The 17427-nt window shown below is 74.1% G+C and carries 13 protein-coding genes; 6 read left to right on the top strand and 7 right to left on the bottom strand.

All coding sequences use genetic code 11. The features are described from left to right. Positions 1 to 104: 104 nt before the first annotated feature. Positions 105 to 482: a DUF3040 domain-containing protein gene (locus tag ACH9D3_RS05935; RefSeq protein WP_396398434.1), complete on the bottom strand. Its 378-nt coding sequence runs from the start codon at positions 480 to 482 to the stop codon at positions 105 to 107. A 55-nt stretch (positions 483 to 537) separates the two neighbouring features. Beyond that, positions 538 to 1818 carry a DNA polymerase IV gene (gene dinB, locus ACH9D3_RS05930; RefSeq protein WP_396398435.1) on the bottom strand — a complete coding sequence of 427 codons (1281 nt, stop codon included), beginning with the start codon at positions 1816 to 1818 and terminating at the stop codon, positions 538 to 540. 183 nt (positions 1819 to 2001) lie between these two features. Between dinB and ACH9D3_RS05925 the strand changes: the two genes are divergently transcribed. Then, positions 2002 to 3153 carry a polyprenyl synthetase family protein gene (locus ACH9D3_RS05925; RefSeq protein WP_396410240.1) on the top strand — a complete coding sequence of 384 codons (1152 nt, stop codon included), beginning with the start codon at positions 2002 to 2004 and terminating at the stop codon, positions 3151 to 3153. 68 nt (positions 3154 to 3221) lie between these two features. Here ACH9D3_RS05925 and ACH9D3_RS05920 read toward each other — a convergent pair whose 3' ends face one another. Beyond that, entirely contained in the window at positions 3222 to 3608 is a 387-nt protein-coding gene (locus tag ACH9D3_RS05920; RefSeq protein ID WP_396398437.1) for an Rv2175c family DNA-binding protein, read from the bottom strand. Between the two features lie 119 nt (positions 3609 to 3727). Between ACH9D3_RS05920 and ACH9D3_RS05915 the strand changes: the two genes are divergently transcribed. Both ACH9D3_RS05915 and ACH9D3_RS05910 read left to right on the top strand, forming a co-directional pair. Then, positions 3728 to 4882 (top strand): lytic transglycosylase, encoded by a 1155-nt coding sequence (locus ACH9D3_RS05915; protein ID WP_396410239.1) that lies wholly within the window; start codon positions 3728 to 3730, stop codon positions 4880 to 4882. A 45-nt stretch (positions 4883 to 4927) separates the two neighbouring features. After that, the gene (locus ACH9D3_RS05910; protein ID WP_396410238.1) at positions 4928 to 6499 is read left to right on the top strand and encodes a protein kinase domain-containing protein; all 1572 of its coding nucleotides are present in this window, start codon (positions 4928 to 4930) and stop codon (positions 6497 to 6499) included. A 47-nt stretch (positions 6500 to 6546) separates the two neighbouring features. Here the strand turns inward: ACH9D3_RS05910 and ACH9D3_RS05905 are convergent, their stop codons facing one another. Further along, the gene (locus ACH9D3_RS05905) at positions 6547 to 7941 is read right to left on the bottom strand and encodes a class II 3-deoxy-7-phosphoheptulonate synthase (RefSeq protein ID WP_396410237.1); all 1395 of its coding nucleotides are present in this window, start codon (positions 7939 to 7941) and stop codon (positions 6547 to 6549) included. Positions 7942 to 7981: 40 nt separating this feature from the next. After that, complete coding sequence (locus tag ACH9D3_RS05900) at positions 7982 to 8833, bottom strand: lysophospholipid acyltransferase family protein (RefSeq protein ID WP_396398441.1); 852 nt, start codon at positions 8831 to 8833, stop codon at positions 7982 to 7984. A gap of 146 nt (positions 8834 to 8979) precedes the next feature. On the opposite strand from ACH9D3_RS05900, the gene ACH9D3_RS05895 reads away from it, so the two are divergent. The 3 genes from ACH9D3_RS05895 (at position 8980) to ACH9D3_RS05885 (ending at position 12258) form a co-directional block, all read left to right on the top strand. Continuing rightward, the gene (locus ACH9D3_RS05895) at positions 8980 to 9840 is read left to right on the top strand and encodes an alpha/beta fold hydrolase (protein WP_396410236.1); all 861 of its coding nucleotides are present in this window, start codon (positions 8980 to 8982) and stop codon (positions 9838 to 9840) included. Next, positions 9837 to 10283: a hypothetical protein gene (locus ACH9D3_RS05890; protein WP_396410235.1), complete on the top strand. Its 447-nt coding sequence runs from the start codon at positions 9837 to 9839 to the stop codon at positions 10281 to 10283. Before ACH9D3_RS05895 ends, ACH9D3_RS05890 begins: the two co-directional genes overlap by 4 nt. 70 nt (positions 10284 to 10353) lie before the next feature. Continuing rightward, a complete protein-coding gene (locus ACH9D3_RS05885) occupies positions 10354 to 12258 on the top strand; it encodes an AMP-dependent synthetase/ligase (RefSeq protein WP_396398444.1) in 1905 nt (634 codons plus the stop codon). Between the two features lie 21 nt (positions 12259 to 12279). Here ACH9D3_RS05885 and ACH9D3_RS05880 read toward each other — a convergent pair whose 3' ends face one another. Beyond that, a complete protein-coding gene (locus tag ACH9D3_RS05880; RefSeq protein ID WP_396410234.1) occupies positions 12280 to 13737 on the bottom strand; it encodes a mycothione reductase in 1458 nt (485 codons plus the stop codon). Between the two features lie 97 nt (positions 13738 to 13834). Continuing rightward, positions 13835 to 17287 carry a pyruvate carboxylase gene (locus tag ACH9D3_RS05875; protein ID WP_396410233.1) on the bottom strand — a complete coding sequence of 1151 codons (3453 nt, stop codon included), beginning with the start codon at positions 17285 to 17287 and terminating at the stop codon, positions 13835 to 13837. Between the last annotated feature and the right edge of the window lie 140 nt (positions 17288 to 17427).

Genomic DNA, 17427 nt, shown 5'->3' with positions numbered 1-17427 from the left:
GAGCGCCTCCGACGGGAGGCGCGGGTGGTGGAAGGTGGAGGAGTCCGGGGGGTCGAAGCGCCCGGGAGGGGCCTAGACCCCGTTCCGCACCCGGACGGGGCCGCTCACGAGGACGAGCCGCCGGAGTTGCGCTGGTCCCAGCGCTCCTCGAGGTTCTGCAGGAAGGGCGACGACCGACGGGGCGGGCCCCCCTTGTCCGCCGCTCCGTCGGGGCGCGGCTTGCCGGAGCGCAGCGTGGCGACGTAGACACCCGCACCCATCACGACGAAGCCCAGGACCCCGACCAGGATCGAGTCGATGACCACCCCGCCCAGGAGGACGAGCAGGCCCACCACGGCGATCACGATCCCGAGGACGATGTTGCGCGTGGACGTGCCCTTGACGGCGCGCGACCCCATGTTGGTCACGAACCTCGGGTCGTCCGCGTGGAGCTGCTTCTCCAGCTGGGCCAGGAGCTGTTGCTCGTGTTCGGACAGTGGCACGGTATGCCTCCTCATCCTTCGGGTGCGGATCCCCCGGCTGTTCCGGTGCCGCCTGTTACCAGGATAGACCGTCGGGTGATGATTTTGCACCGCGCCCGCGGCTGTCAACAGCCTCGGAGTTGCCTATCGGTTCCCGTGGTGCGGCCGGCAGCAGGCGCGCCGGTCCGAGACGTTCGGCGCCGAAGCGGGCGTGCACCCGGTCCATGGCCTGTTCGGCGGCGCCCCACTCCTCCTCCCGGCCGTCCAGGCTCAGCTGCAGAGCGTCCGAGGCGGGCTCCAGCCGCTCGGCCCGGATGCCGAGGAGGCGGACGGCCTGGGGCCGGTCCCCGAGCTCCTCCAGCAGCCCCACACCGTGCTCGAGCAGGTCGTGCGCCGATGTGAACGGGTGGTGCAGGGTCCGGGAGCGGGTGATGGTGGTGAAGTCGGCCCAGCGCACCTTGAGTCCCACCCGGCGGGCGCGCAGGCCCTGGCGGCGCAGCCGCGAGGCGGTCCGGTGGCTCAGCCGGAGCAGGGTCTCGTGCAGGGCCCGGCTGTCCGTGACGTCGTGGGGGAAGGTCTCCTCGGCGCCCACGCTCTTCTCCTCACGGACCGGCACGACCGGCCGGGGGTCGCGTCCGTTGGCCAGCTCGTGCAGGTGGTGGCCGGCGGCCCGGCCGACCACCCGGACCAGCAGCGGCACCGGTGCGGCCGCGAGGTCCCCGACGCTGCGCAGGCCCGCCCCGGTGAGCGCCTCGGCCGTGCGCCCGCCCACGCCCCACAGCGCCGAGACCGGCAGCTCCGCGAGGAACGCGACGGTGTCCTCGGGCTGGACGAGCAGCAGCCCGTCCGGTTTGGAGCGGGTGGAGGCGATCTTCGCGACGGTCTTGTTGGCCCCGATCCCCACCGAGGCGGTCAGCCCCAGCTCGTCCCGCACGCGGGAGCGCAGGCTGCGGGCGACGCCCACCGGGGGCCCGAGGCGCCGGACGGCCCCCGAGACGTCGAGGAAGGCCTCGTCCACGCTGATCTGCTCCACCCGGTCGGTGATCTCCCGGAACATCGCCATGACGCGGCGCGAGTAGGCCTCGTAGGCGTCACGGTGTGGTTCCAGCAGGACAGCCCCCGGGCACATCGCCCGGGCCCGCGCCAGGGGCATGCCCGAGCGGACGCCGTACTCCCGCGCCTCGTAGGAGGCGGACAGGACCACGGAGCGGTTCCCCGCCCCGGCCACGATGACGGGCCGGCCCCGCAGCCGGGGAGCGGCGAGCAGCTCCACGCCGACGTAGAACATGTCCATGTCGACGTGCAGCACGGCGCAGGCCCGCCAGCGGTCCAGCCGGTCCTTCGGCGTCTCGGTCACCACGCCCTCCTCCCGGGTCCGGCACAGCATAGCCCTCGGCGCGGACATCCCTGCCGCCGTGCGGTCGCCTCCTCGGGGAAGCGCGCGGGTCCGCCCGACGGCCCTTCGATAGGCTGGGGCCGACATCGCGGACGACCGTCAGCAGGCGTCCGCCGCCGCCCCGAGACCGAGGTCGAGCCATCCATGACGTGCCCGCCGCCCCCGCACCACCACGATGCGCCCACCGACACCGCGCCGCGCGCCCGGCCCGAGGACGCCTTCCGCGCCGAGGACGACCGGTTCGTGGAGCGGCTGCACGCCGAGCTGGAGGACTTCTTCGGGCGGCAGCGGACGGCCCTCGGCGGGATCTCGGCCGACGCCCTCCCGCTGCTGGACGCCGTATCCGCGCTCTCCGCCGGGGGCAAGCGGCTGCGCGCGCGGCTGTGCTACTGGGGCTGGCGCGCCGCCGGCGGTGACCCGGACGACCCCGCGGTGGTCAGGGCCGGTGCGGCCCTCGAGCTCTTCCAGTCGGCGGCGCTCATCCACGACGACGTCATCGACCGCTCCGACACCCGCCGGGGCGCCCCCAGCGTGCACCGTCGTTTCGAGTCCGTGCACGCGGACCGGGGCTGGGCCCTGGATGGCCCGGCCTTCGGCGTGGCGGCCGCGATCCTGTCGGGGGACCTCTGCCTGTCCTGGAGCGAGCAGCTGTTCGCCGCGGCCACCGGCGCGGCGAGCGGCGGGCACCGCGCGCGGGCGGTCTTCGACCTCATGCGCACGGAGGTGATGGCCGGCCAGTACCTCGACGTGCAGGGCGAGGTGACCGGCGGGGGCCAGGACCGCGAGGGCGCGGTGCAGCGGGCCCTGGACGTCGTCCGGTACAAATCGGCGAAGTACTCGGTGGAGCACCCCGTGGTGCTCGGCGCCGCCCTGGCCGGGGCGCCCGAGCCGGTCCTGGAGCGGTGCTCCGCGTTCGCCCTCCCCCTGGGCGAGGCGTTCCAGCTCCGCGACGACGTGCTGGGCGTGTTCGGTGACCCTGCGGCCACGGGCAAGCCCGCGGGCGACGACCTGCGCGAGGGCAAGCGCACGGTCCTCGTGGGCTACGTCCGGCGGCTCGGCAGCGAGGCGCAGATCGCGCGGCTCGAGGCCGCCCTGGGCCGGCCGGACCTGACCGAAGCGGACGTCGAGGGCCTCCGGGCGCTGATCACGGGGTGCGGGGCCCTCGGTGCCACCGAGGAGCTCATCGACGGGCTCAGCCGGGAGGCGTTCGCGGCCCTGCGCCGCCTCGGGGGCGACGCGGTGGCGATGGCCGCCCTGCAGGGCCTCGCCACGGCCGCGGTCCGCCGATCGTCCTGAGGACCGGGCCGCGCCCGGTCCTCGGCACGGGCCGGCCCCGGTCAGCCGGTCAGCCGGTCAGGAAAGGGTCACCAGGCCAGGGCCTGAGCTCGGCGGCGGATCTCAGTCTTGCGCCCGTTCCGCAGCGCGTCGACGGGGCGGCCCGGCAGGGACTCGTCCTCGGTGAACAGCCAGGTGATCGCCTCGACGTCGGTGAAGCCGGAGTCGCGCAGGACCGCCACCGTCCCCTTCAGCGAGTCGACCACGGCGCCGTCCAGCAGGAACGCGGCCGGGACCCGGCGGATGCCGTCGCGCGGATCGCGCACGGCGAGGAGGGTCCCGTCGTCGACCAGGCCGTGGACACGGGTGACCACGAGGTCGAGCCGCTCGGCGACGTCGGGCAGGGGCAACCATTCCTGGACCAGACGGTCCAGGCGGTCGAACTCCTCGGGGCTGATTCCGGATGTGTTCTTCACGCCTCCAGGGTGCCACGTCCGCCGGTGCCCGTGCCACGCGGGTCCGCCACGGTATGCTCGACCCGCGGAGACAGCTGAGACCTCCGCGCCTTCCCCGATCAGCGTCAGAGAGCCCCTTCATGCCGTATCCCCCCGACAGCGACACGACCGACGACGCACCGCACCGCTCCACGCCCCCCGGTGAGCGCTCCGACACGCCCGCCACGTCCGGGGGGCAGGACGAACGCGCCCCGGGCTGGGCACGCCGCGCCCGGACGGGATCCGCGGTCACCGCCGTCGCCGCCCTGGCCGCCCTGGGCGCGGGCACCGTGGCCCATGCCGCCCCCGTCCAGCCCGGACAGGTGGCCTCGGCGCCCCTGCTCGCCGGACAGAAGACGACGCAGCCCCCCGTGCACACCGTGTCCCCCGGGGACTCCCTGTGGGCGCTCGCCCAGCGCCACGGCACGTCCGTGGCGGAGCTCATGCGGTGGAACGACCTCTCGGGCGCCGCGCTGCTGATGCCCGGGCAGAAGCTGCGCCTGTCCGGCGACGCGGCACCGGCGGCGGAGCCGTCCGGCCGTGACGCCCCGGCCGCGGACGAGCCCCGGCGGACGGACTACTCGGTGCGGTCCGGCGACTCGCTGTGGAGCATCTCGCAGGCGCACGGCGTGTCGGTCCAGGACCTCCTCGACGGCAACGGCATCACGGTGAACTCCCTGCTGCGCCCCGGGCAGCGGCTGTCGGTCCCCGCCGGGGAGCCCGCCGCCGTGCGGACCGCCGCCGTCCCCGCTCCGGAGCCCGAGCGCGCCGTCGGGGACACGTTCCTGGGGCGCACGTACGACGACGACGTGGTGGACTCCGCCAACCGCCACCACGAGCAGCTGTCCGCCCGCCCGGCCCCGTCACGGGAGGAGATGCGCCGGATCGTCCACGACACCGCCGTCCGGATGGACGTCGACCCCGCCCTGGCCCTGGCGCACGCTTACCAGGAGTCGGGCTTCGACCACCGGGCCGTCTCCCCGGCGGACGCCGTGGGCGCGATGCAGGTCATCCCCGACGCCGGGGACTGGGCCTCCGGACTCGTGGGACGGGAACTGGACCTGCTCGACCCGCAGGACAACGCCACGGCCGGCGTCGCGATCATCCGGCAGCTGGCCCGGGCCGCGCCCAGCACCGACGTGGCCATCGCCGCGTACTACCAGGGCCTGCACGGGGTCGAGAAGTACGGCATGTACGACGACACGAAGCAGTACGTCAAGAACGTCAAGTCCCACCGCGAGCGGTTCGCCCCGTGATCCCCGGCCCGGCGGGCGCACTGCGCACCGCTCCAGGCTGAGCCCGTGCAGCGCGCGTTTCCCGACCACCGGACCGGGACCGTCCTCGAGGGCCGCTACGAACTGGGCCCTCGCATCGCCCGCGGCGGAACGGCCACCGTGTACCGGGCGGTGGACACCCGCCTGCAGCGCGTCGTGGCGGTCAAGCTCATGCACGCCCACCTGGCGGAGGACCCCGCCGCCGCGGACCGGTTCGTGCGGGAGGCCCGGGCGGCGGCACGGCTGTCCCACCCCCACGTCGTCTCCGTGCTGGACCAGGGCCACGCCCCGGACGGGGTGCCCTACCTGGTGATGGAGCACGTGGCGGGGTCCACGCTGCGCGACCGCGTGCGGGGGCGCGGCCCCCTTTCTCCGCGGGACGCACTGGCGCTGCTGGAACCGGTCCTCGACGGCCTGGCGGCCGCCCACCGGGAGGGGCTTGTGCACCGTGACGTGAAGCCGGAGAACGTGCTGATCGCCGACACCGGCCGGGTCACGGTCGCCGACTTCGGGCTCACCCGCGCCGTCGACCAGCACACGGCCACCGGAACGGTGCTGGGCACGGTGGGCTACGCCTCCCCGGAGCTCGTGACCGGGCGGCGGGTGGACACCCGGGCGGACGTCTACTCCGCCGGGATCGTCCTCTTCGAGCTCCTGGCGGGGCGCCGCCCCTTCGCGGGCGGCCCGCTGGCCGTGGCCCGCGCCCACGCCGAGGACGGGGTGCCCGACCTGCGCTCCCTCGACCCGGGGGTCCCGGACGCCCTGGCGCGCCTCGTCGCCCGGGCCACGGCACGGGACCCGCAGGGTCGCCCGGCGGACGCCGGCGCCTTCCTCGAGGAGCTGCGCGCGGCCCGGGAGGTCCTGCGGCCGGCGGAGCTCGACCGCGTCCCGCCGGCCGGTCCCGTCCGCGGGCCCGGGCCCGCGCCGACGCGGCTCGTGCCGGCCGGGCCCCCGTCTGCGGGGTCCCCGTCCGCGCCGTCGACGCCCGGCGACTCCACCGAGGCCCTGCACCCTGCGGCCGCACCGACCGAGGACCTGCGACCGCCGCAGGCTCCTGGCGGAGCCCCCGGGCCCGCACCCGCCCCGGCGGAGGAGCGGCGCGCGCAGGCCGCCCCGACCGAGGTGCTGCGCTCCCCCGGCGCGGCCGCGGACGCCGCGGCGGCGCCGCGGGCGACGCCCTCGAGCGGTGGTTCCTCCGACCCCTGGCGCCCGGAGATCGAGCTGCGCCCCTCCCGTCCCCTCCGCGCGGCGGGGATGCTGGCGCTCGTCGCCCTCGCGGTGGCCGCGGCGGCGTTCCTGGGCTGGCTGCTCGGGACCGGCACGGCGGTCCCGGACGACGCCTCCGCGGGCGCCGTCGTGGGGCAGCACCCGGGCCCGGGCACGGACGTGCCCGTCGGCCCGGCCGTGGACCCGGCGGTCTCCGGCGGGCCCAGCGCCGAGAACGCCCCCGGCGTCCCGGGGCGGCCCGTGGGCGGGGCGGTGCGGGACCTCGCGGAGGCGGGCCTCCCGGCACGGGTCGAGGAGGGCTTCGGCGCCCCCTCCGGCCACGCGGTGGCCCGGACGACGGACGGGGCCGAGGTCGCCCTCACCGTTCTCTAGCAGAACGGCCAGGCCCGGCCCCGGCCCCGTCGGCCACGGTGCTGCGCTCAGCGGCGGGAGAGGTAGCCCGCCACGAGGAACGCGACCTCCAGCGACTGCATGTGGTTCAGGCGCGGGTCGCACAGGGACTCGTACCGGTCCTGGAAGGAGGACTCGTCGACGGGGTCGGCGCCGCCGAGGCACTCCGCGACGTCGTCGCCCGTCATCTCCACGTGGATGCCCCCGGGGAACGAGCCGATCGCCTCGTGCACCTCGAAGAAGCCGCGCACCTCGTCCACGACGTCGTCGAAGTTGCGGGTCTTGTACCCGGACGGCAGCGACACCGTGTTGCCGTGCATCGGGTCGGTGACCCACACGACCTTGGCGCCGGAGCCCTCCACGGCCTCGACGAGCGCCGGCAGCTTCTCCCGGATGTTCGCCGCACCCATGCGGGTGATGAAGGTGAGCCGGCCGGGCTCGCGCTCCGGGTCCAGCTTGTCGATGAGCGCGAGCGCGTCGTCGCCCGTGGTCTTCGGGCCGAGCTTCACGCCGATCGGGTTGCGCAGCTTCGAGAGCAGGTCCACGTGGGCGCCGTCGAGCTCCCGGGTGCGCTCACCGATCCACAGGAAGTGCCCGGACGTCCCGTACGGGAGGTGGGTGCGGGAGTCGATGCGGCTGAGCGCCCGCTCGTAGTCCAGCAGCAGCGCCTCGTGGCCGGCGTAGAACTCGGTGGTGCGCAGGGCGTCGAAGTCGGCGCCGCACGCGTCCATGAACTTCACGGCCCGGTCGATCTCCCGGGCCAGGGACTCGTAGCGGGCGTGGGCCGGGTTCGTGGTGAACCCCATGTTCCAGGCGTGCACCAGGCGCAGGTCGGCGAACCCGCCCGTGGTGAAGGCCCGGATGAGGTTCAGGGTGGAGGCGGAGGTGTGGTAGCCGCGCACCATCCGCCGCGGGTCGTGGACCCGGGACTCCTCGGTGAAGTCGAAGCCGTTGACCATCTCGCCGCGGAACGTCGGCAGGGTCACCCCGTCGCGGGTCTCGTCGTTGGACGAGCGGGGCTTCGAGAACTGGCCGGCCATGCGGCCCATCTTCACGACGGGCATGGACGCGCCGTAGGTGAGCACCACGGCCATCTGCAGCAGCGTCTTGACGCGGGCGCTGATCCGGTCCGCGGTGGCGCCCTCGAAGGTCTCGGCGCAGTCGCCGCCCTGCAGGAAGAACGCCCGGCCGTGGGCCACCTCGGCCAGGCGGTCGCGCAGCTTGTCCACCTCTCCCGCGAAGACGAGCGGCGGGACCGCGCTGAGCTCGCCGATCGAGGCGGCGAAGTCGGGGTGGTCGTGCCACGTCGGCTGCTGGTCGGCGGCCAGCTCGCGCCAGTCGTCGAGACCCGGGTAGTCGGCCGCCGGGGGCACCGGGGAGGCCAGGTTGCGGAGGCTGTCAGGAGCGGTGAAGTCGAGCATCATGTCTTCCTAGGTCTCGTCCGGGGCGGTCCCGGGCGGGGGGTCAGGGTGCGGTGGACCGCGGCGCGTCGTCGTCCGAGGCGGCGGGGCGGTCGCGGTGGGCGAGGCTGTCCGCGGCCTGTCGCGCGGACTGGGCGGCGCTGCGCGCCCTGTCCTTGGCGTGGTCGACGAACTCCCCGGCGGCCTGCTTGGTCTCCTGCCGCTTCTGCTCGGCGAGCTGCTTCTTGCGGTCGGCGGCGTAGGCGTCCACGTAGACCTGCCCCGACAGCGCCTGGATGGCGTGCATGATCTCGTCGGTGACCTCGCGCAGCAGGGCGTGCTCGCCCTGCCGGCCCCGGTAGCGGGAGAAGTCCAGCGGCTCGCCGAAGACGGTGACGACCCGGGTCCCCGCGCGCGGCAGGGGCACCTTGGTCCCGAGCGGCTGGACCTTGTCGGTGCCGACCATGGCGATCGGCACGACGGGGGCGCCGGTCTCGAGCGCGATCCGGGCCACGCCGATCTTGCCCTTGTACAGGCGCCCGTCGGGGGAACGGGTCCCCTCGGGATAGATGCCCAGCAGCTCGCCCTCCTGCAGCTTGCGCCCGCCGGCGCTCAGGGCTTTGGCGCTCGCCCGGCCGCCCGTCCGGTCCGTGGGGATCTGGTTGATGGCCCGGAAGAACGCGGCCATCACCCGTCCCTTGACCCCGGGGCTGTTGAAGTAGTCGGCCTTGGCCAGGAAGAACACCTGACGCGGCACGGCCACGGGCATGAACACCGAGTCGGAGACGGAGAGGTGGTTGCTCGCCAGGATGGCCGGGCCCTCGGCGGGCACGTGCTCCAGGCCCCGGACCTCGGGCCGGAAGGCGGCGTTGACCACAGGTCCGACGACGTAGCGCTTCAGAAACATGTAGACCATGTGGAAGTGGACTCCTTCGTGCTGATCGGGATGTCGCGAGGGTCCGTGCCGCTCGGACCGGGTCCGGCCTCCGGTATTCTCTCACGTCCCCGCGCGCGCCGTGGCCAGTCCGCCCGCACCGGGCCCCGCCCTGCCATCATGGACGCATGACGCAATCCGTCGAGGACCAGCACCTGCCCGCCACCTCCGCGCCCGGGACCGGCCGGCCCGCCGCCGGGGAGGCCCCGGGCGCACCGTTCCGCCTCCCGGCCGACGGCCCCGCGGGGGTGCTCGTGCTGCACGGCTTCACCGGGGTCCCGTTCAGCGTCCGCCCGTGGGGCCGGGCCCTGCACGAGGCGGGGGCCGAGGTCGTCGGGCCCGTGCTGCCGGGGCACGGCACCCGTTGGGAGGACCTCGCCGGGATCCGCTGGGAGCAGTGGCGCGACCACGCGGCCCAGCACGTGCGGGCGCTGCGGGCCCGGCACGACGTCGTGGTGGTGTGCGGTCTGTCCATGGGCGGGGCGCTCGCCCTGCACCTCGCCGCGATCCTGCCCGTGGACGGGGTCGTGGCCGTGAACCCCGCGATGTCCCTGGTGAGCCGCACGGCCCGCCTCGCCCCGGCGCTGCGCCGCGCGGTGCCCTCCGTGCCCGGCGTGGCGGACGACATCAGCCTCCCGGGGGTCACCGAGCACGCCTATCCGCGCGTGCCGGTGGCGGGCGTCGCCGAACTGGGCCGGTTCATGCGCAGGACCCGGGCCATGCTGCCCGCCGTCACCGCCCCGGTCCTGGTCCTGCGCTCGCGGCACGACCACGTGGTCTCCGACGCCTCGCACGCCCACGTCCTGCGCCGCGCGGGAGGGGATGTGGAGCTCGTCCGGCTGGCGGAGAGCTTCCACGTGGCCACCCTGGACCGGGAGGCGGACGTGGTCGCCGCACGGTCCGTGCGCTTCGTGCGGGACCTCGTGGCCGGCCGCAACCCCGTCACCGCGAGACCCCTGCGGCCCGCCGCCGGGGGAGGCCGGCGATGAGCCCCCGCCCGGGGACGCCGGGCGGGTCCGGACAGGGCCCCGAGGACGAGTGGAGCCGGATCGTGTCGGGCCTCGAGGACGTGCGCCGCGCCGGGGACCGGCATCTCGTCGGGCCCCGCGACTGGTCCCCCGAGGACGCCGTCTTCGGCGAGCCGCCCGCCGGGGCCGAGGACGACGAGGACCCGGGGGACGCCGAGGACGACGACGGGCCCTACTCCCCCGACCCCGGGCCGGTCACACAGGGTCTCAGCGGCGGGGCGCTGCTGTCGTGGACCGTGCTGGTCGGCGTGCCCGTCCTGCTGGTGGTGCTCTCGCTGCTGCCCGGCTCCCTGCCGTGGTGGGCGACCGTCGCGGGCCTGGTCGCCGTGGTCGGGGCCATCGGCCACCTGCTGAGGTCCCTGCCCGACGACCGTGACGACCGGGACGACGGCGCCCGCGTCTGATGGGATTTGCGTGAGCCAACTCACTAGACTGGAACGGACGGCACACCGACCCCGATCCGAGGAGAGACCCATGCGCCACGTCGCCACCGACGCCCTCGTGGACCCGCCCGCCCACAGCCGCATCACCGACTTCCTGCTGATGCAGGCGGACCGGGACGGGGACCCGCACCTGTACACCATCATGACGGCGGACGGCGCGCCCCGGGAGGTGCACGCCCGGGAGTTCCTCGCGGCGGTGCAGGGGGTGGCCAAGGGGCTCGTGGCCGCGGGGATCGAGCCCGGGGACCGGGTGGGCATCCTGAGCCGCACCCGCTACGAGTGGACCCTCGTGGACCTCGCGATCTGGTACGCCGGCGCGGTGCCCGTGCCCGTGTACGACTCCTCCTCGGCCCAGCAGATCGCCTGGATCATGGGCGACTCCGACGCCAAGGCCGTCTTCGTCGAGACGGAGGTCCTCGAGAACTCCGTGCGCGAGGCCTCCCGGGAGACGCCGTTCCGCGCGGCGGACAACGTCTGGCGCCTGGACGGCACGGGCGCCGACCTCGACGAGCTGACGCGCGCGGGCGCGGACGTCCCCGACGACGAGCTCGAGTCGCGCCGCACGTCCCGCGGCCTCGAGGACGTGGCGACGATCATCTACACGTCGGGGACCACGGGACCGCCGAAGGGGTGCGAGCTCACGCACGGGAACTTCGTGCGACTGTGCGAGAACACGACCCTCGTGGTCTCCGACATCATCCGCCCGGGCGCACGCACGCTGCTGTTCCTGCCGCTGGCCCACGTCTTCGCCCGCTTCGTGGAGGTGATCGCCCTGTACTCCGGGACCGTGCTGGCGCACACCCCGGACGTGAAGAACCTCATGGAGGACCTCGCGTCCTTCCGGCCCACGTTCATCCTGGCCGTCCCGCGCGTGTTCGAGAAGATCTACCAGGGGGCCCGGCTCAAGGCCGAGAAGGCCGGCAAGGCGAAGTCCCTGATCTTCGAGCGCGCGGTGGCCACCGCGGTCGCGCACTCGAAGGCCGGCCAGGAGGGGCGGGTGGGGCCGGTCCTGCGCGCCCGCCACGCCCTCTACGACCGGCTCGTGTACTCGAAGCTGCGGCAGGCCATGGGCGGTGAGGTCACGCACGCCGTCTCCGGCGGTGCGGCCCTCGGCACCCGCCTGGGGCACTTCTTCAACGGGATCGGCGTGTACGTGGTCGAGGGCTACGGGCTGACGGAGACCACCGCGCCCATCGCGGTCAACACCCCGGAGATCGGCAAGATCGGCACCGTCGGCCTGCCGCTGCCGGGCAACGAAGTGCGGATCGGCGAGGACGGGGAGATCCAGTTCCGCGGCACCCACGTGATGCGCGGCTACCACGGGCGCGAGGACCTCACCGCCGAGGCGTTCGACGACGGGTGGTTCCGCACGGGAGACCTCGGCTCGCTGGACGAGGACGGCGCCCTCACCATCACCGGGCGGAAGAAGGAGATCATCGTCACCGCCGGCGGGAAGAACGTGGTCCCCAACGTCCTGGAGGACCCCATCCGCGCCTCGGCCCTGGTCTCCCAGGTCATGGTGGTCGGCGACGACCGGCCGTTCGTCGCCGCCCTCGTCACCCTCGACCAGGACGTGCTCCCCGCCCGCCTGGAGCTGATGGGCCTGGATCCCGCGATGCCCGTGGCCGAGGCCGCCCGGCACCCGAAGATCGTCGAGCACGTCCAGGACATCGTCGACCACGCCAACCGGGCCGTGTCCCGGGCGGAGAGCATCCGCTCCTTCGAGATCCTCGACGTCGACTGGACGGAGCTCTCCGGGCACCTGACCCCGTCCATGAAGATCAAGCGGGCCAGGATCGCCCAGGACTTCGCCGACCGGATCGAGGAGATCTACTCCCGGCCGGCCCCGGAGCCGGCCCCCGCGCCGGCCTCCCCGGGGGAGCGGATCAAGGAGAAGCTCTCGCACGCGCACCTGCCGGGACGCGGAGAGGGCTGAGCCGCTCGGCGGCCGGTGGGGTCACCGGCCGCCGACCAGCTCCTCGGGGGCCAGGGGCGAGTGCTCCGGGACCTCGAGGCCCAGCAGGGCGTTCTCCACGACCTCGCTCAGCGCCGGGTGGATCCAGTACTGCCCGCGGGCCATCGTGTGGGCGTCGAGGCCGAAGGACATGGCCTGCACGAGCGGCTGGATCAGCAGGGAGGCCTCCTCGCCGATCAGGTGCGCGCCGAGCAGGCGACCCGTGCCCTTCTCCGCGATCAGCTTGCACAGGCCCGTGCGGTCCTCCATGGCCCACCCGTAGGCCGTGGCCCCGTAGTCCTGCACCTTGACGGTGATCTCGGTGCCCTGCTCGACCGCCCACTCCTCGGCCTCCTCCTGGGTCATCCCCACGGAGGCGATCTGCGGGCTCGTGAACACGGCGGAGGGGACGAACCGGTGGTCGGTGGCCCGGAGGTCCTCGGGGTGCAGCAGGTTGTGCTGCACGGTGCGGGCCTCGGCGTTGGCCACGTGCTTGAGCTGGTAGGGCGAGCTGATGTCGCCGAGCGCCCACACCCCCTCGACGGGGTGGCCGCCGCAGAGGGCCCGCTGGTACGCGTCGACGGCGAGCAGACCGTCCGGCCGCACGTCGAGCCCGCCCGCCCGGGCGTCGAGCACGTCGGTGTTCGGCTGCCGGCCCGTGGCGACGAGCACGACGTCCGCGGGCAGGCGCATGACGAGCTCGGGGTCCTGCGGGTCCCGGAACGTGACCATCACGGCGCCCTCGTCGCCGTCCCACTCCTCGACCTCGGTCAGCGTCCAGCCGGTCTCCAGCTTCCACTGCCGGGAGGCCTCCCGGGCGAACCGCTGGGCGATCTCCGGATCGTGGTAGCGCAGGATGCGGTGGGTGCGGTTGACCTGGGTCACGCGGGAGCCGAGGCTGGAGAACACGTGGGCGAACTCGGCGCCGATGTAGCCGCCGCCGACGACCACCACCCGCCGGGGCAGCGCGTCGATGCGCATCACCGTGTCCGAGGTGTGCACCTGGGGCAGATCGGCCCCCGGGACCTCCGGCACGACCGGCCGCGACCCGGAGGCCACCACGATCTGCGGGGCGGTGATCTCCTCCCCCGACGCGGTGCGGAGGGTCCGGGGCCCCGTGAAGCGCACGTGCTCCGCGTAGACCGTCACGTTCGGCAGCGTCCTGCGGTACTCGAGCCCGCCGTGGGAGATCGCGTCGATCCGTCCGAAGATCCGGTCCCGCATCTCCCGCCAGCGCACCTCGTGCACGGCGGCGTCCACCCCGAGGCGGTCCGCCTCCTGCGCACGGCGGGCCACGCTCGCCGGGTACGCGTACATCTTCGTGGGGATGCACCCCACGTTGAGGCACGTGCCGCCGAAGGTCCCGCCGTCGACGATCGCGACGTCGAGGTCCTCGTAGTCCGCGTTGAGGATGGAGTTGCCCGAGCCGGAGCCGATGATGATGAGGTCGAATATCCGCATGGCGCCCATCCTATGCGCGGCCGCGCCGACCGCCGGGCGGGCCCCGCGGGCACCGCGACCCGGGAACGGGTCGTGGTGCCGGCGGGGGCGGACGGGGTCAGCCGGCGGTGTCGAGGGCCAGCAGGAGGTCGCCGCCGGAGACCTGGGTGACGTCCTTGAGCGCCACCCGCCGGACGGTCCCGCCCGTGGGGGCGGTGATGGAGGCCTCCATCTTCATGGCCTCGATGGTGGCCACCTGTCCTCCGGCCTCGACCGTGTCGCCCTCGGCCACGGTCACGGTCACCGCACCGGCGAACGGTGCGGCCACGTGGCCGGGGTCGGAGGGGTCGGCCTTCTCGGTCTCGGGCACGACCGAGGAGACGGAGGTGTCCCGGACCTCGACCATGCGGGGCTGGCCGTTGAGGGTGACCATCACGGTGCGCATGCCCTTGTCGTCGGGCTCCGAGACGGCCTGGAGCGTGACGAGCAGGCGGACGCCCTTCCCGAGGGAGATGACGTGCTCGTGCTCGGTGGTCAGCCCGTAGAGGAAGTCCCGGGTGTGCAGCAGGGCGAGGTCGCCGTACTTCGCCCGGCTGGCCAGGAAGTCGCGGGTGGGACCGGCGAAGAGGAGCCGGTTCAGCGTCGCCCGCCGGGTCGCGGGATCGCCCGCCAGGGCCTCGGAGTCCTCGGGCGCCAGGTCTGTGACCCCCACCTTGACGTTGCGGCCCTCCAGCGCCCTGGACCGGAACGGCTCGGGCCACCCGCCCGGAGGCGTGCCCAGCTCCCCGGCGAGGAAGCTGATCACCGAGTCGGGGATGTCGAACTTCTGCGGGTTGGCCTCGAACTCCGCCGGGTCCACGCCCATGCCCACGAGCTGCAGCGCGAGGTCGCCGACGACCTTCGAGGACGGCGTGACCTTCACCAGCCGCCCGAGCATGGCGTTGGCTGCGGTGTACATGTCCTCGATCGCCTCGAAGCGCTCCCCCAGGCCCAGGGCGATGGCCTGCTGGCGCAGGTTCGACAGCTGCCCGCCCGGGATCTCGTGCCGGTAGACCCGTCCCGTCGGGGCGGTCAGCCCGGACTCGAACGGGGAGTACATCCGGCGGATGACCTCCCAGTAGGGTTCCATCGCGGTGGCGGCCTCGAGCGGGATGCCGGTGTCGCGGTCGGTGTGGGCCAGGGCGGCGATCAGCGCCGAGGCGGGGACCTGGGACGTGGTGCCGGCCATGGAGGCCTCGGCGACGTCCACCGCGTCCACCCCGGCGTCGATCGCGGCCATCAGGGTCGCGAGCTGGCCGCCCGCGGTGTCGTGGGTGTGCAGGTGCACGGGCAGGTCGAAGCGCTCCCGCAGGGCCGCCACCAGGGTCGCGGCCGCGGCCGGGCGCAGCAGCCCGGCCATGTCCTTGATCGCCAGCACGTGGGCGCCGGCGTCGACGCACTGCTGCGCGAGGTCCAGGTAGTAGTCGAGGGTGTAGAGGTCCTCGGCCGGGTCCAGCAGGTTGCCGGTGTAGCAGAGGGCGACCTCGGCCACCGCGGTGCCGGTCGCCCGCACCGCCTCGATCGCCGGGCGCATCTGCTCGACGTCGTTGAGCGCGTCGAAGATCCGGAAGATGTCCACCCCGGTGGCCGCGGCCTCGGCGACGAACGCGTCCGTGACCTCGGTGGGGTAGGGGGTGTAGCCCACGGTGTTGCGCCCGCGCAGCAGCATCTGGATCGGGATGTTGGGCATCGCCTCCCGCAGCAGCCGCAGCCTCTCCCACGGGTCCTCGCCGAGGAAGCGCAGGGCGACGTCGTACGTGGCGCCGCCCCAGGCCTCGACCGACAGCAGCTGCGGCAGGGTGTGCGCGTAGGCCGGCGCGGCGGCCAGCAGGTCGCGGGTGCGCACGCGGGTGGCGAGCAGGGACTGGTGGGCGTCGCGGAACGTGGTGGACGTCACGGCCACCGCCTCCTGCTCCCGCAGGGCCTTCGCGAAGCCCTCGGGCCCCGCCTCGAGCAGCCGCTGGCGCCACCCGGGCGGCGGCGTGTGCTCGGAGGGTCCGTCGAAGGGCGATCGGAACGGCTCCTCCTGCTTGTCCCCGGGGTAGCGGGGCAGCTTGTTGCGCGGGTCGATGCCCTCCACCCGGGGCCCGTTCGGGGTGTTGACCGTGACCTCGGCCAGCCAGGTCAGCGCCTTGGTGGCCCGGTCCCCCGACGTCCGGGCCTCCAGGAGCTCGGGGCGCCGCTCGATGAAGTCGGTGGCCACGTTGCCGGCGAGGAACTCCGGATCGGCCAGCACGGCCTGGAGGAACTGGATGTTGGTCGCCACCCCGCGGATGCGGAACTCGGCCAGGGCACGCTGGGAGCGGTGCACGGCCGTGGTGTAGTCCCGGCCCCGGCAGGTGAGCTTCACCAGCATCGAGTCGAAGTGCGGGGAGATCTCCGCGCCCGCGTAGACGGTGCCCCCGTCCAGGCGCACCCCCGCCCCGCCCGCGGAGCGGTAGGCGGAGATCTTCCCGACGTCCGGGCGGAACCCGTTGGCGGGGTCCTCGGTGGTGATCCGGCACTGCAGTGCGGCACCGCGCACCCGCAGGTCGCCCTGGGCGATGCCCAGGTCCGCCAGGGTCTCTCCGGCGGCGATGCGCAGCTGGGACTGGACGAGGTCGACGTCGGTGATCTCCTCGGTCACGGTGTGCTCCACCTGGATCCGCGGGTTCATCTCGATGAACACGTGCTGACCGGCCCGCTCCCCGGCGGTGTCGACCAGGAACTCCACCGTCCCGGCGTTCACGTACCCCAGCTCCTTCGCGAACTTCACCGCGTCCCGGTGCAGGGCGGCCCGGATGCCCTCGTCGAGGTTCGGGGCCGGGGCGATCTCGACGACCTTCTGGTGCCGGCGCTGGAGCGAGCAGTCGCGCTCGAACAGGTGCACCGTCCCGCCGTCGTTGTCGGCGAGGATCTGCACCTCGATGTGGCGCGGGCGCAGCACGGCCTGCTCCAGGAACACCGTGGGGTCCCCGAACGCCGTGTCCGCCTCGCGCATGGCCGCGGCCAGCGCCTCCGGCAGGGCCTCGGGGGTCTCCACCCGGCGCATCCCCCGGCCCCCGCCCCCGGCGACCGCCTTCACGAAGATCGGGAACCCGATCCCCGCCGCCTGCTCCAGCAGCTCCTCGGGGTCCGCGGAGGGCTCCGTGGAGGCCAGGGTGGGGATCCCGGCGCGCTTGGCGGCCTTGAGCGCCGCGACCTTGTTCCCGGCCAGCTCGAGAATCTCGGCCCGGGGGCCGACGAAGGAGATGCCCTCCCGGGCCGCCGCCCTCGCCAGGTCCGGGTTCTCGGACAGGAACCCGTAGCCGGGGTAGATGGCGTCGGCCCCGGACTCCTTGGCCACCCGCACGATCTCCTCGACGTCGAGGTAGGCCCGCACGGGGTGGCCCTCCTCCCCGATCCGGTACGCCTCGTCGGCCTTCTGCCGGTGGATCGAGTTGCGGTCCTCGTACGGGAACACCGCGACGGTCTTGGCCCCCACCTCGTACGCGGCACGGAACGCCCGGATCGCGATCTCGCCTCGGTTGGCCACCAGGATCTTGGAGAACATCTACACCCGTCCCGCACCCGGGCCGTCCGGCGGACACCCGGGCGCTGATTCTTCGAAGGTCGTGCATCGTCTGCGCACACGGTCAGCATGGCCACCCGCGGGCGCCTGCGACCAGTGAACCACGCCGCACCGGGTCGGAC

Source organism: Kocuria kalidii, from assembly GCF_044462225.1.
Lineage (GTDB): Bacteria > Actinomycetota > Actinomycetes > Actinomycetales > Micrococcaceae > Kocuria > Kocuria kalidii.
Note: the sequence above shows the minus strand (reverse complement) of the source record. Positions and strands in the feature narration are given on the sequence as shown.

Coding starts and splice junctions, on each gene's coding strand:
- ACH9D3_RS05925 (WP_396410240.1), top strand. CDS start 2,002: ATGACGTGCCCGCCGCCCCCGCACCACCACGATGCGCCCACCGACACC.
- ACH9D3_RS05915 (WP_396410239.1), top strand. CDS start 3,728: ATGCCGTATCCCCCCGACAGCGACACGACCGACGACGCACCGCACCGC.
- ACH9D3_RS05905 (WP_396410237.1), bottom strand. CDS start 7,941: ATGATGCTCGACTTCACCGCTCCTGACAGCCTCCGCAACCTGGCCTCC.
- ACH9D3_RS05900 (WP_396398441.1), bottom strand. CDS start 8,833: ATGGTCTACATGTTTCTGAAGCGCTACGTCGTCGGACCTGTGGTCAAC.
- ACH9D3_RS05895 (WP_396410236.1), top strand. CDS start 8,980: ATGACGCAATCCGTCGAGGACCAGCACCTGCCCGCCACCTCCGCGCCC.
- ACH9D3_RS05890 (WP_396410235.1), top strand. CDS start 9,837: ATGAGCCCCCGCCCGGGGACGCCGGGCGGGTCCGGACAGGGCCCCGAG.
- ACH9D3_RS05885 (WP_396398444.1), top strand. CDS start 10,354: ATGCGCCACGTCGCCACCGACGCCCTCGTGGACCCGCCCGCCCACAGC.
- ACH9D3_RS05880 (WP_396410234.1), bottom strand. CDS start 13,737: ATGCGGATATTCGACCTCATCATCATCGGCTCCGGCTCGGGCAACTCC.
- ACH9D3_RS05875 (WP_396410233.1), bottom strand. CDS start 17,287: ATGTTCTCCAAGATCCTGGTGGCCAACCGAGGCGAGATCGCGATCCGG.